This is a genomic window from Ktedonobacter robiniae (assembly GCF_016587375.1).
In the GTDB taxonomy this organism is placed as follows: Bacteria; Chloroflexota; Ktedonobacteria; order Ktedonobacterales; family Ktedonobacteraceae; genus Ktedonobacter; species Ktedonobacter robiniae.
Genome location: NZ_BNJG01000003.1, coordinates 1317100 through 1330111 on the forward strand (window position 1 = coordinate 1317100; position 13012 = coordinate 1330111).

The window sequence follows — 13012 nt, forward strand, 5'->3', positions numbered from 1 at the left end:
AATCAGCCAGAAATTGGAGATTATGGGACAGAACGAAGATCGCTTACGGAGAAGAGCCATTAGCGCGATTAGGCAAGGAAAAGGGGCTTGGGAGAAGTGGTTACAGCAAGATCGACATGCTTACTCACGTATCTCCGGTAGCGATCTAAGCGGACTCGACCTTACAGGTATCGACCTGCATCTAGCTCAGTTGAGTGGCTCAAAGTTCAATCAAGCCAATCTTACAAGAGCTAACCTTGGTTTTGCCTATCTTATACAAATTAACTTCAGCTCTGTCAACCTTACCAAAGCCAACCTGGAAGAAGCGGATATGACAGGTGCCAATATGGTGGGAGCAGACCTTACCAGGGCGCGCCTGTATAATGCGAACTTGACAGATGCCAGCCTTGTCAAGGCTAATCTGGCTTATGCGGACCTCACAGGTGCCTGTTTGCTAAGAGCTGATCTAAGAGGAGCACAACTAACCGGAACAAATTTTACTGATGCCGATCTCACCGATACACTCTTCGACTAAACAACAGTCAATCCGACTTAAGGATAACTCCTATGGATACACTGCAACAATGCACGCTTTTTAATATGCTCCATGATGGTGTTTTTAATACCCTACAAAACAGGGAAATGATTTGGAGCTTGAAATCGAAATCCAATATCTCGCAGAAATGATCGATCCAGACTACACCTACTTTAAGATAACTCTCATAGATTGCGACTACTACGCGTTTGAGTCCTGGAAAAAAGGGACTATTCACAATTCGGATGCCGATCAGATACGCTCGCGCATCATAGATATGGATATATCAAATGCAAAAAACGAAAGCAACTAGGTCAACGTCTTTTGCAATGGAGACGAAAACACTATCGGCGGCACATTTCGCTTCTCCTGTGAGGAGATTAGCATCATTGACCAGGGCGGAAAGACTGTGACTTTTGACGGACTACTGAAGGCAGCTCGTCAATATTGGGACAATAAAAGACAATAGTTGCAAATACCAAGATCTAAAAGTGGAGGGGCACTGGCAAGTAATTACACGCCAGTGCCTTTGAAGTTCTAATAGCCTCTACAGCCTACTTCCCAATCATAACCTCGGTGGATTTGATGATGGCGTAGACGGTATCGCCCTGTTGCAAGCTGAGGGCCTGGGCCGCATCTCGAGTGATAACTGAGGTGATGCTCTGACCATCTGGCAGTTCAACGGTGACCTGGGCCATCAGACCATCTTCCTTGAGCGACTTGACGGTTCCTTTGAGGCGGTTGCGCGCGCTCATCTCCATAACAATTATCCCTCCTTTCGCAAGTATTACTCTACTCGCCGGACCTTAACTTCTGGTCTTTGGGCTGAAACTTGAGGGAGACCGAGTTGATGCAGTAGCGCTGGCCTGTCGTATCACGGGGGCCGTCATCGAAGACATGGCCCAGGTGCGAGCCACAGTTCTTGCAGGTGACCTCGACGCGGTGCATGCCATGGGAGTTGTCCTCGTGGAATTCGACATTGCTCTTGCTCACAGGATCATCGAAGCTGGGCCAACCACAGCCAGAGTCATACTTGTTATCGGAGTAGAACAGCGGCTCTCCACAGGCGACGCACTGATACGTTCCCTCTTTATGATTATAGTAGAGCTCACCAGTGAAGGGTCGCTCTGTGCCTTTGAGGCGGCAGACCTGGTATTGCTCAGATGTTAGCTTCTCTTTCCAGTAGGATTCGGGCATATTCTTGAGGTCATTGCTCATGCTTTTTGCTCCTTCTGCTTTCTCTTTTCTATGTATATCTTAATTGTATTTTATTCACATCTTCAAAGTTTTTGCTAAAAAGCCATCCTTATCGTTCATAGTGATTTCTCACAACATCCCCTTACCAGCATGTTATTGATGTTTGCTCGACATAAGGATGACAATGTCATTTGCAGCGTTTTGACGTTTTCCTACAGTTTGCCGATATTCTTCCTATTTATGTCAACAATGTTTCGAAAGTAAAAATTTCAAACGTCTTTTTGGATATGACGGCAACAAAGACATACCACCTCTCGGAAACCTGAGCGCGATTACTCTGTCTACGATAGAGACGCTAATTTCTGCATGAAAAGATAGTACTTCCGCACCAGAAAGTCGGGGGAAGTTGAGGATCGAAAAAATACCATATAGAGTCAGTGGCAGAAGCAAAGTTCGAACTATTGCAGACAGATCTTATTCCGAAACCCAACGTCACTCACGTGACTAGCTCTTCGCACTCAGGGTTTTCGGAGAAGAAGACACCCGGTTCGCCAATTACAAGAGGCACCCTCTTACCAAATAATTTCGAGAGGGATGGGTCTCGTCGCGGAGTATGTCGTTGCTTGTTTCAAACACAGGAGACTCAAGATGAATCTGGAGCAGATTAAATACCACAGTTGCCCAAACGATGATGAAGATGGCATCCTGCTCGTCGACATTGACGAAGATATGCCCGAGACCGACGAAAACGGCGATCTTCAGTACTATTGCCCTGGCTGCCATAGCACCTTCTCGTCTGACGACGATGACTAAGCGAACGGTCGCGAAAGACGTTTTTCCCTTGTTCCGTCGAAGAAAACTCGTTGACTGCTTTCTTCCGACCGCACTGGAATGCCATGGACCCTACTGGCTCACCCATGGCATTCTCTTTTTTTACGCTTGCGTGGCACACTACACGCTGGGAACTACACTCGCGGTACTCCAGGCGGTATCCTCATCCTGTGCACGGTTGAGGTACCAGGCAAGCGCGACCAGCAAAGCTAACTCGGAGAGATCACGAGCCGTCTCCTCTATATACACTCGTTTCCCCCTGACTGTGCGTAGCAATGGCACACGCTCGCTGGTAAACCAGGTCCACTCGCCACGCCAGAAACCCGTGTTGGCCCAGCAATACTCGTCACCCTCTCTCAAAGAACAGGTAGCACTACCGCTCATACTCCGCCGCCGTACGCGCGCGGTCTCTTCTTGTGTGGCAGCGTCACGTACATTGATTGCCTGCCCCAGGGCCTTACGTGAAAAGATCCACTCTCCGCGCTCCACTTCGATCAACGCCTCCTGACCTAGCTTGCCACGCAGTGTGATTCTCATCAAAAGCTCTTCACCAGCCTTTAGCTCGAATGGGTGAGGCTTACTCTTTGCTCGCGTCCAGCTTAATTCTTGCCCAGCATAGACCTGAATGTTCTGCATAGTTAGCTACCCCTTTCTGCGGCTCCGAGCCTCCTGGTAGAGACCCAGGAAGAAGACCAGCAATGGCACAAGCAGCAGCAACGATTGAAGCGTATATCTACGTACATATCTGCCTTTATGCTCCACCTCAAAGGCGACCTCCTCACGCGCGCTCTTACGCTTGCCAATAGCGATAGCATAGATCAGCAATGGCACATAGTTCAACGCCATTCCCAGCAGGTAGCAACCAACAAAGATGGGATACATGCCATGCGAAAGGAAGAAAAAGATTGAGAACAATCCCAGCGCGCTGGCACCTACGACCGCCAGCGCGAACTCGCCAATAATAAACACTGGCCCATGAAAGACAATATCCAGGGCCACAAGCTTGCGAAAGTTGATGATGGCACCCTCGCTTCGCGCTGGAGCATCTCGCATATGCATATAATCCTTTCCCCTCTCTAGTAGATTGTAGAGTCCATTCTTGCATAGACTCTACAACTTCTTTAATTAAATGTCTCGAGTTGTTCCTTTGTATAGGGATCGCTGAAGAAGCAGTACATGTTCATGGGATTAGTGGGCCAGCGAGACATACAGCACGGCGCCGATGACAATCAATAGCAGCAGTGCACCTACAGGCAACAGCATTGTGATAATGGCACGGCCAGTCAAGAAGTTATGGACAGCACGCAGGGCCAGGATCATCAGCACGAGGGTGTACACATGCGGCAGGTAAGAGAGCCAGCTGCTAGTCGCAGGCAACAGGAGCAATAGGTAGCTCAATATCACCATGGGAACGCCAAAGAGAGTCATGGTATAGAGCTGTTCCAGGTAAGCCCCTTTCCCTCTGAGCAAGCGCGCAAAGAGGTAGATGACTCCGGCCGAGAAGAGAAACGATAACGGAGTAATGATCACAATTCCAATAGTGGAAGCAAGCATAAGCACGCCCAGTTGCACTCCGCCTGTCATGCCCACCAGGGTGCTTGGATCTATCCAGAAAGCCAGCCCCTGGAGGAGGGCGCATATGACGCCAAGTGTGATTAATTGCAAAAACGTACTTCCCCAGCTCGCAGCATACTTCTCTTCCTCAAAGCGTCTCACGGAGGGCCGGATGATAATATGCAGGTAACGCTGTGGAAGGGAGCGGAATTCTATACCGAGAGAACGTTTGTGTGACCAGGTGTGATTATTAGCGATTTCGCTGGCCATGGCTTCATCCTTTCGCACATAACGGCTTCACGTTTATCTGAGAAGAATATACCTTGAGCCACGCCTGTCGAGCATCGGTAATTTCGCCTATTGGTAATACCTAATTTGGGGATTATAGACACATAAATGGTGGCACATAAAATGGTTTTCATTGACTCAATGCATGAGCTCGTGGTAAAACTGGAGGGAAGCAATGGATTAGGAGCAACCAGTTTATGAAAGCGCAAAGCAAACCTCTTTTTGAGAACACAGTACAACCTCAAAAAGCCTTCCTCCCCTTTATCATCTATCTCTTACTTTTCTTCTCGCTCTGGACAGGCTGGGTTCTATGGATTTATCCACGAATGGAAGCGCTCGGTGATACGACCCTGGTATATGCAATACTCAATATTAGTCTGAGGTTGCTGCTCTGGGTACTACCGGTATTTCTCTATCTCCGCTACATTGATCGAGTTAATCCCTTTGAGTATCTCAAACTCAAGCAGTATTGGCGCAGAGGCATAGTAGTAGGGTTGGCGCTTTCGCTGGTGAATTTTCTTGGGATGATGCTCCGCTTCGGTCTACCACATTTTAGTATGCACTATGTAACGTGGAACAGCATCCTGAGCACTTCTTTCCTGATTGGCTTTGTTGAAGAAATTCCTTTTCGCGGCTTTATTTTCCAGAAGTTTCAAGAGAAGTGGCATTTCTGGATAGCTAATCTATTCTCATCCTTGTTATTTTTAGGAATACATCTCCCCGGATGGATATCGCTACACATACTCTCTCTCAATGATGTGCTCTCGATTTTTCTCCTTGGCGCCATTTTTGCCACAGCTTTTTACTACTCGAAATCCCTCTGGGCCTCTATTATTATGCATAGTCTCAATGATTTTCTCTTGAGTATCCTTTTCCATGCATCATAAGCTATGCCATAATATATCAACAGAGGTGGTGCTCGAGGGCGTAGCGGGCCACGGCGGCGCGCGAATTGAGGGCAAGCTTGTTATAGATAGAGCGGACGTGGGCATCAACGGTCCGCGGGCTGATAACCAGTTGCGCAGCGATCTGCTTGTTGCTCAGACCCAGGGACAGGAAGCGCAGCACTTCTAGCTCGCGCTGGCTGAGATCGGTAGAGTGAGTCATTGGAGAATCTTGAGGAACTGGCTGTCCTCTGTGGCGTACAGTGAAGACTTCTGTTAAGGACAGATTTTGCCCTTCAGCATAAGCCAGTGTGAGGGATTGCTGATCGCTCTGCTTACCCAGGCGGGCAATATATTCTTTCCCTGGTGAGTCTAGAGCGCGTTGACGCAATCCCTCACACATACCAGCGATGCGTACCCCCCAGAAGAAGTCGCCCTGCGCTGTCGATAGGCGCACAAGTTCGTCAAGCAGATTAAGCAGGCTACCCAGGTTCTTTTCCAGGGGAAGGAGGTTCAGACAGCGTCGCCAGTAGCGCTCCACCAGAATCTCATCGTCACGTAAAGTATAGATGTAGGCCAGGAGGAAACACGTCTGAGCCAGGTAGCGCTGGCGAGCCAGCGCGGTAAAGAATCGCTCACTCTCTTCAAGGGCAATAGCGGCCTGCTCGCTCTGGCCGCGTCGCAGGTGGAGCATAGCCTGGAGGTTCAGGGTACGCCCTATGCCTTCGCGTAAGCCCATGGCCTTGAAAAGCCGCAGACTCTCTTCAGCATATTCAGCGGCTTGCTCCTCTTCATCCTGCATGAGCAAGGATTGCGCCAGCATCGAGAGCGACCAGGACTCTCCCTCGATATTGCTCACCTCTCTAAATAGCCGCAGGCTCTCTTTAAGCGAGAGGATGGCCTGTTCATTCTCGGCGCTATTAAGCTGCAAGCCGCCCACAGCCATAAGCGAATAGGCCTGACCGTTAAGGTCAAGAGCATCACAATAGCAGGCAATACTCTGCATAAATAAGCTGTGAGCTGTCTTCTTCTCGCCTTTTGTCAGGTGTAAGAGGGCGAGGCGATGCAGAGCCAGGCCCTCACCGCGTTTATCTCCCAGGCTTTGAAAGATTTGTAAGCTCTTATTACAGAGTTGTTCGGCCTGGGAAATATCATTTGCGAGCGAGGCTAGCCAGGCGGCGCCAACCAGGGCTTCAGCCAGCGTAGGCAGTTCACAAGAGGCAGAGAGCACGAGCGCGCTGTGCAACCACTGACGCCCCTCGTTAATGTGTCCCCGAATAGACCAGAAACGCACCAACCTGGCGGCAAGGCGAAGAGCACATGAGCCATCGCGTAGCTCTATAAGAAAGCGCAGCGCGGCGCGTATATTCTCATGGTCATGTTCAAGGACAGAGAGCCAATGGGCCTGCTCGGGTCCAAGCAGGTGCTCCGCAGCCCGTTCAACCAACTCTAGATAGTAGCGCGCATGAGCCTCCTGCACTTGCTCAGCTTCATCACAGGCCAGCAACTGATCCAGGGCAAATTCGCGTAGAGTCTCCAACATAAAAAGGCGGGGTTCACCCGCTTCCTGCTCGCGTTGAATGAGAAGGCTCTTATCCAGGAGCGAAGCCGCAAGCGAGAGATCAGGGGCCTCGAGCTCGCTCAGGAGTGTATAGAGGCCCTCAATTGCCTCGATAGTACCGCCTGCACAGAAAATGCCCAGGCGACGAAAAAGGGTACGCTCCTCCTCATTCAGGAGTTCGTAGCTCCACCCAATAGTATCGCGCAGGGTGCGCTGGCGTGCGGGAATATTGCGAAGACGAGTAGAGGGAAGTGGCTGGCGCCTCTTCAGACGCTCCAGAAGGGCGCGTGGAGAAAGCAATTTAGCATGAGCGGCGGCCAGTTCAAGCGCCAGGGGCAGACCATCCAGACGTCTACATAACTCAATGATATCATTCTGGTTCTCGGGTGTGAGAGCGAAATCAAAACGGGTTTCACGAGCGCGCTCACAGAAAAGAGTGACCGCCGGATAGCTCTCCAGTGAGCTTTCCGAAGCCAGTTCTAGCGCATCCGGCAGCGCCAGAGGAGAGACTATATACTCATACTCACCCTGGATATGCAATCGAGCGCGACTGGTAACCAGTAGCTGCAAGTGAGGACACGAGCGGAGCAGAAGCTCGATCTCAGACGTAGCTCCTATAACCTGCTCGAAGTTATCGAGCACTAAAAGTACGCACAGAGGGCGCAAGCGCTCCTGAAGTAATGCTAAAATCGACTGTGAGCCATTCTCTTTAAGCGATAGAGACTGGAGGATAGCTGGCAACACCAGATCCACATCATTCACGGCGGCGAGAGAAACAAAGCAAATGCCATGCGTAAATGTGGGCAAGATCTTCTCCGCTATACGAAGAGCCAGGCGTGTCTTGCCCACGCCCCCTGGTCCTGTGAGAGTTAGCAGGCGAATAGTATCGCGATTGAGGAGTTCGCAACCTGCTTCGATCTCTTCTGTACGCCCTATAAACGAGGTGAGTTGTAGAGGTAGGTTATTGTATGCGTGGGGGATGGTTATAAGCTCCTCAGAATTCATATGGCTGCATGCTCTCTCTTTAAATGCTTTTCCTGTGTAGTAAGACGCATTTATCTGAGCATACCTAAAAAGTTTGTGAACAGCAAGACCCTTCTCGCCTGCGGCACTCACAGAGTAAAGGTATGAGCATGAAAAACCGGGCAATGCCCGGTTTTTCATGCTCATACCTTTACTCTGAAAGAGGGTTGGCGATTCAGGAAGATTTCGCAAAAAAATAAAAAGAGCGTTGGCAACACAAAGTCTCTTGTTGTCAACGCTCTTGTCGATACCTGTCCAAAGAAGTATTCCCTCAATTTTGCTGAGCCACGCTGGCCTGCTCACGCTCCCCGTGCCGCGATGTCCTCTCACTCGTGCTCAGATCCGATCTCAGACCGCTCTCACTCACACCACAAGGACTCACCACATACGCGAAGAAACAGAATGGGAAACAAGCCGTACGATCATTAGTACTGCTCCGCTCCACCTGTTACCAGGCGTCCACGCGCAGCCTATCCACCAGGTCTTCTTCCTGGGATCTTGACTCTTCTTGAGAGTGGGAAAAGTTATCTTCGGGTCGGCTTCGCGCTTAGATGCTTTCAGCGCTTATCCCTTCTTGACGTAGCTACCCAGCTCTGGAGGAGGCCCCCCAACTGGCGCACTAGCGGTCAAGCCATCTCGGTCCTCTCGTACTGAAGATGACTCCCCTCACTTTTCCGACGCCCACGACGGATAGAGACCGAACTGTCTCGCGACGTTCTGAACCCAGCTCGCGTGCCGCTTTCATGGGCGAACAGCCCAACCCTTGGGACCTACTCCAGCCCCAGGATGCGACGAGCCGACATCGAGGTGCCAAACCTTGCCGTCGATGTGAACTCTTGGGCAAGATAAGCCTGTTATCCCCGGGGTAGCTTTTATCCGTTGAGCCACACTCCTTCCACACGGGAATGTGGGATCACTAAGCCCGACTTTCGTCCCTGCTCGGCCTGTACGCCTTACAGTCAAGCTCCCTTGTGCCTTTACACTCTACAGAGGGTGATGTCCATCCACCCTGAGGGAACCTTTGGGCGCCTCCGTTACTCTTTGGGAGGCGACCGCCCCAGTCAAACTACCCATCTGGCCCTGTTCACGTCCCGGATCACGGTGACGTGTGAGACACAAACCATGGTGAGAGTGGTATTTCACTGCTGCCTCCCTCACCCCCACAAGGATGAGTTCTCCGGCTCCCACCTATGCTACGCACACCATACTTCGTTTCCAGGCCAAACTGTAGTAAAGCTCCACGGGGTCTTTTTGTCCTGTCGTGGGTAACCCGTATCTTCACGGGTACTTCAATTTCGCCGAGTCCTCTGTCGAGACAGCGCTCAAGTCGTTACTCCTTTCGTGCGGGTCGGAACTTACCCGACAAGGAATTTCGCTACCTTAGGACCGTTATAGTTACGGCCGCCGTTCACCGGGGCTTAGATTCGTGGCTACGCACACCACTCCTCGTAACCTTCCGGCACTGGGCAGGAGTCAGCCCCTATACTTCCGCTTTCGCGTTCGCAGAGACCTGTGTTTTTGGTAAACAGTCGCTTGAGCCGATTTCTTGCAACCTTCTCACCATGTGTGCAAGCACACACAGCTACGCAGGCACCCCTTCTTCCAAAGGTACGGGGTTAATTTGCCGAGTTCCTTAACAGAGGGTCGCTCGATCACCTGGGGAGATTTCCCCCTGCCTACCAGTGTCGGTTTGCGGTACGGGCGGAACAGTTTCTGGCGAGAGGCTTTTCTTGACGGCCTGGGGACCAATGACTTCCGCACCCTCGCGGGCGCTCGGCCTCAGTGTCACGCATAATGTGTCCGGGATTTTCCTCGGTCACGCGCTTCAGCAGAGGCACCGATCCTGTCCATTCGATCGGCTCACCTTCCCTACCGCGTCCCCCCATTGCTCATAACGAAACGTTCCGGTGCAGGATTCTCTGACCTGCTTTCCATCGCCTACGGCATGACGCCCTCGGCTTAGGGCCCGACTCACCCTGGGACGATTGACGTTGCCCAGGAACCCTCAGGCATTCGGTGTGTCTGGTTCTCGCAGACATTGCGCTACTCATTCCGGCATTCTCACTTCTCTTACCTCCACCAGTCCTTGCGGTCTGGCTTCTCAGGCGTCGAGAACGCTCCCCTACCAATATAGGTAGTCCTATATTCCACGGCTTCGGTACGATGCTTTAGCCTCGATACGTTGTCGGTGCCATTGCACTCGACCAGTGAGCTATTACGCACTCTTTAAATGGTGGCTGCTTCTAAGCCAACATCCTGGCTGTTTGGGCGCATTGACCCCCTTTGACACTGAGCATCGATTTGGAGACCTTAGCCGATGGTCTGGGCTGTTTCCCTTTTGACGACGAAGCTTAGCCCCCGCCGTCTCACTCGCGATAAACACGTAGTGGCATTCGGAGTTTGAGTAGGGTTGGTAACCCGCACAGGGCCCCTAGCCTATCCAGTGCTCTACCTCCACCACGCTCTTGGTCGCGGCTGTACCTCAATACATTTCGGGGAGAACCAGCTATCTCCGTGTTCGATTAGCATTTCACCCCTACCCACAAGTCATCCCCCAGTTTTGCAACACTGGTGGGTTCGAGCCTCGACGGACTGTTACATCCGCTTCACTCTGCTCATGGGTAGCTCACACGGTTTCGGGTCGCATCGCCGCTACATACCCGCCTGTTTGAGACTCGGTTGCCCTCTGGCTCCCCAGCTTTAGCGCTGGTTAACCTGCAACGTGCGATGCACTCGCCGGATCATTCTACAAAAGGCACGCCATCAGCCCTTGGTGCCTCGTGGCACAGTGGCCTCTGACTGCTTGTGAGTACGTGGTTTCAGGGACTCTTTCATCCCCCTCTCGGGGTACTTTTCACCTTTCCCTCACGGTACTTGTTCGCTATCGGTCGCTGAAGTTCTTTAGCCTTGGAGGGTGGTCCCCCCAGCTTCCCACAAGATTGCACGTGTCTCGTGGTACTCAGGATGCCAACCACGCTCATATCCTCGTCCTCTACGGGACTCTCACCCCCTCTGGTGGCACCTTCCAATGCCTTCGAGTAAGCACATGATCGCTACTGTTGGTCCTACAACCCCGCCTATTCACGAAGAATAGATGGTTTGGGCTCGTCCCGGTTCGCTCGCCACTACTACGGGAATCTCGGTTGATTTCTCTTCCGCAGGCTACTGAGATGTTTCAGTTCACCCACGATCCTCCATATCGCCTATGTGTTCAGCGATAGGTCTCCAGACATGACTCTGGAGGGGTTGCCCCATTCGGATTCTCAGGGCTCATCGCTTGGATGCAGCTCCCCCTGAATGTTTCGCCGGTCTCCGCGTCCTTCATCGGTCTTCAGCGCCAAGGCATCCACCTCGTACTCTGTTTCGCTTGTTCTGCCTTGTCTGCTTCTTCTTGTGTTAACCCTTGTTGTATGGGATCTCGGTCTTCGTTCTTCACTGTCACGAGCTTCGAATGACTCACGTCACGGTTGGGCACTTGCATGCCAACGTGCTCGCTCAGCAAAATTGAAGGATACTTCTTTGGTTGTTCAGGTACAATGCGGGCTTCGGATCTGGGTTGAACCAGCGGCCGAACCGCTCAAGAGTGGAAGCAGGGGACAACGGACAGGTCGTTCCTGTTCGACCTGAGAGTGCAGTGCTACGTGAGCACTGATGACTCCCTAGAAAGGAGGTGATCCAGCCGCACCTTCCGGTACAGCTACCTTGTTACGACTTCACCCCAATCACCGACCCCACCCTCGACGCCTGCCTCTCACAAGGAGTTAGCCTGGCGGCTTCAGGTGTTGCCGACTTTCGTGGTGTGACGGGCGGTGTGTACAAGACCCGGGAACGTATTCACCGTAGTGTGCTGACCTACGGTTACTAGCAACTCCACCTTCATGCAGGCGAGTTTCAGCCTGCAATCTGAACTGAGACCAGGTTTTTGAGCTTGGCTCCCCCTCGCGGGTTGGCATCCCTTTGTTACTGGCCATTGTAGCGTGTGTGTCGCCCAAGTCGTAAGGGCCGTGCTGACTTGACGTCATCCCCGCCTTCCTCCCGTGAGGGCAGTTCCGCCTAGAAGTTGTAATAGGCAGTAGGGGTTGCGCTCGTTGCGGGACTTAACCCAACATCTCACGACACGAGCTGACGACAGCCATGCAGCACCTGTGCAAATGTCCCGAAGGAACAGCGCATTACCGCTGGTGCATCTGCATGTCAAGACTTGGTAAGGTTCTTCGCGTTGCATCGAATTAAACCACACGCTCCGCTGCTTGTGCGGGTCCCCGTCAATTCCTTTGAGTTTTAATCTTGCGACCGTACTCCCCAGGCGGACCACTTATTGCGTTTGCGACGGCACGGAAGGGGTCGATACCTCCCACACCTAGTGGTCATCGTTTACGGCTAGGACTACCAGGGTATCTAATCCTGTTCGCTCCCCTAGCTTTCGCACCTGAGCGTCAGATGCTTCCCAGGACACTGCCTTCGCCATTGGTGTTCCTCCGGATCTCTACGCATTTCACCACTCCACCCGGAATTCCGTGTCCCTCTGAAGCCCTCAAGTCTCGCCGTTTCCAAAGACCTTTCCCAGTTGAGCCGGGAACTGTCACTCCAGACGTACGAAACCGCCTGCGTGCGCTTTACGCCCAGTAACTCCGGACAACGCTCGCCCCCTACGTATTACCGCGGCTGCTGGCACGTAGTTAGCCGGGGCTTGTTCCTTGGGTACCGTCCTTACTCGTCCCCAAGAAAAGCAGTTTACACTCCGAAAAGCGTCCTCCTGCACGCGGCGTTGCTCGTTCAGGGTTGCCCCCATTGACGAAAATTCCTCACTGCTGCCCCCCGTAGGAGTCTGGGCCGTTCTCAATCCCAGTGTGGCTGACCATCCTCTCAGACCAGCTACCGATCGTGGCCTTGGTGAGCTCTTACCTCACCAACAAGCTAATCGGCCACAGGCCCATCCCAAGGCGCCCTTGCGAGCTTTGCTTCCGAAGAAGCATATGCGGTATTGTCGGCGATTTCTCGCCGGTATTCCTCACCTCGGGGCAGGTACCCATGTGTTACTCACCCGTCCGCCACTCCCTCTCTTGCGAGAGGGCGTTCGACTTGCATGTGTTAGGCACGCCGCCAGCGTTTATCCTGAGCCAGGATCAAACTCGCCATTCAAGTGATGAATGTATCTCT

9 protein-coding genes and 2 rRNA genes are annotated in these 13012 nt (G+C 52.2%); 3 read left to right on the forward strand and 8 right to left on the reverse strand.

The features are described from left to right. The first annotated feature begins 22 nt into the window (after positions 1–22). Positions 23–514: a pentapeptide repeat-containing protein gene (locus tag JMJ04_RS38300; RefSeq protein WP_201375620.1), complete on the forward strand. Its 492-nt coding sequence runs from the start codon at positions 23–25 to the stop codon at positions 512–514. Positions 515–1068: 554 nt separating this feature from the next. On the opposite strand, the gene JMJ04_RS38305 is transcribed toward JMJ04_RS38300, so the two are convergent. Together JMJ04_RS38305 and msrB are read right to left on the reverse strand one after the other, a co-directional pair. Beyond that, positions 1069–1275 carry a TOBE domain-containing protein gene (locus tag JMJ04_RS38305; RefSeq protein ID WP_201375621.1) on the reverse strand — a complete coding sequence of 69 codons (207 nt, stop codon included), beginning with the start codon at positions 1273–1275 and terminating at the stop codon, positions 1069–1071. Positions 1276–1306: 31 nt separating this feature from the next. Beyond that, complete coding sequence (gene msrB, locus JMJ04_RS38310; RefSeq protein ID WP_201375622.1) at positions 1307–1732, reverse strand: peptide-methionine (R)-S-oxide reductase MsrB; 426 nt, start codon at positions 1730–1732, stop codon at positions 1307–1309. A gap of 627 nt (positions 1733–2359) precedes the next feature. Here msrB and JMJ04_RS38315 point away from each other — a divergent pair. After that, positions 2360–2524 (forward strand): hypothetical protein, encoded by a 165-nt coding sequence (locus tag JMJ04_RS38315; RefSeq protein ID WP_007919565.1) that lies wholly within the window; start codon positions 2360–2362, stop codon positions 2522–2524. A gap of 138 nt (positions 2525–2662) precedes the next feature. Here JMJ04_RS38315 and JMJ04_RS38320 read toward each other — a convergent pair whose 3' ends face one another. The 3 genes from JMJ04_RS38320 to JMJ04_RS38330 form a co-directional block, all read right to left on the reverse strand. After that, positions 2663–3178, reverse strand: a complete 516-nt coding sequence (locus JMJ04_RS38320) for a hypothetical protein (protein ID WP_201375623.1) — start codon at positions 3176–3178, stop codon at positions 2663–2665. A gap of 6 nt (positions 3179–3184) precedes the next feature. Further along, entirely contained in the window at positions 3185–3595 is a 411-nt protein-coding gene (locus tag JMJ04_RS38325) for a hypothetical protein (RefSeq protein WP_201375624.1), read from the reverse strand. A 135-nt stretch (positions 3596–3730) separates the two neighbouring features. Beyond that, positions 3731–4366, reverse strand: coding sequence for a YIP1 family protein (locus tag JMJ04_RS38330; protein WP_201375625.1), 636 nt, complete (start codon positions 4364–4366; stop codon positions 3731–3733). 215 nt (positions 4367–4581) lie between these two features. Here JMJ04_RS38330 and JMJ04_RS38335 point away from each other — a divergent pair, with 215 nt between their 5' ends. Beyond that, entirely contained in the window at positions 4582–5271 is a 690-nt protein-coding gene (locus tag JMJ04_RS38335) for a CPBP family intramembrane glutamic endopeptidase (protein WP_201375626.1), read from the forward strand. A gap of 16 nt (positions 5272–5287) precedes the next feature. Here the strand turns inward: JMJ04_RS38335 and JMJ04_RS38340 are convergent, their stop codons facing one another. The 3 genes from JMJ04_RS38340 to JMJ04_RS38350 all read right to left on the reverse strand — a co-directional run bounded on the left by JMJ04_RS38340 (position 5288) and on the right by JMJ04_RS38350 (position 12994). Then, entirely contained in the window at positions 5288–7834 is a 2547-nt protein-coding gene (locus tag JMJ04_RS38340; RefSeq protein WP_201375627.1) for a LuxR C-terminal-related transcriptional regulator, read from the reverse strand. 423 nt (positions 7835–8257) lie between these two features. Then, a 23S ribosomal RNA gene (locus JMJ04_RS38345) occupies positions 8258–11225 on the reverse strand. A gap of 290 nt (positions 11226–11515) precedes the next feature. Further along, positions 11516–12994: ribosomal RNA gene (locus JMJ04_RS38350) — 16S ribosomal RNA — on the reverse strand. Together the 16S and 23S rRNA genes form the textbook arrangement of a ribosomal RNA operon. Positions 12995–13012: the final 18 nt, after the last annotated feature.

Bases quoted from the DNA above. Each gene is read 5' to 3' on its own strand.
- JMJ04_RS38300 (WP_201375620.1), top strand. From the start codon at position 23: ATGGGACAGAACGAAGATCGCTTACGGAGAAGAGCCATTAGCGCGATT.
- JMJ04_RS38305 (WP_201375621.1), bottom strand. From the start codon at position 1,275: ATGGAGATGAGCGCGCGCAACCGCCTCAAAGGAACCGTCAAGTCGCTC.
- msrB (WP_201375622.1), bottom strand. From the start codon at position 1,732: ATGAGCAATGACCTCAAGAATATGCCCGAATCCTACTGGAAAGAGAAG.
- JMJ04_RS38315 (WP_007919565.1), top strand. From the start codon at position 2,360: ATGAATCTGGAGCAGATTAAATACCACAGTTGCCCAAACGATGATGAA.
- JMJ04_RS38320 (WP_201375623.1), bottom strand. From the start codon at position 3,178: ATGCAGAACATTCAGGTCTATGCTGGGCAAGAATTAAGCTGGACGCGA.
- JMJ04_RS38325 (WP_201375624.1), bottom strand. From the start codon at position 3,595: ATGCGAGATGCTCCAGCGCGAAGCGAGGGTGCCATCATCAACTTTCGC.
- JMJ04_RS38330 (WP_201375625.1), bottom strand. From the start codon at position 4,366: ATGGCCAGCGAAATCGCTAATAATCACACCTGGTCACACAAACGTTCT.
- JMJ04_RS38335 (WP_201375626.1), top strand. From the start codon at position 4,582: ATGAAAGCGCAAAGCAAACCTCTTTTTGAGAACACAGTACAACCTCAA.
- JMJ04_RS38340 (WP_201375627.1), bottom strand. From the start codon at position 7,834: ATGAATTCTGAGGAGCTTATAACCATCCCCCACGCATACAATAACCTA.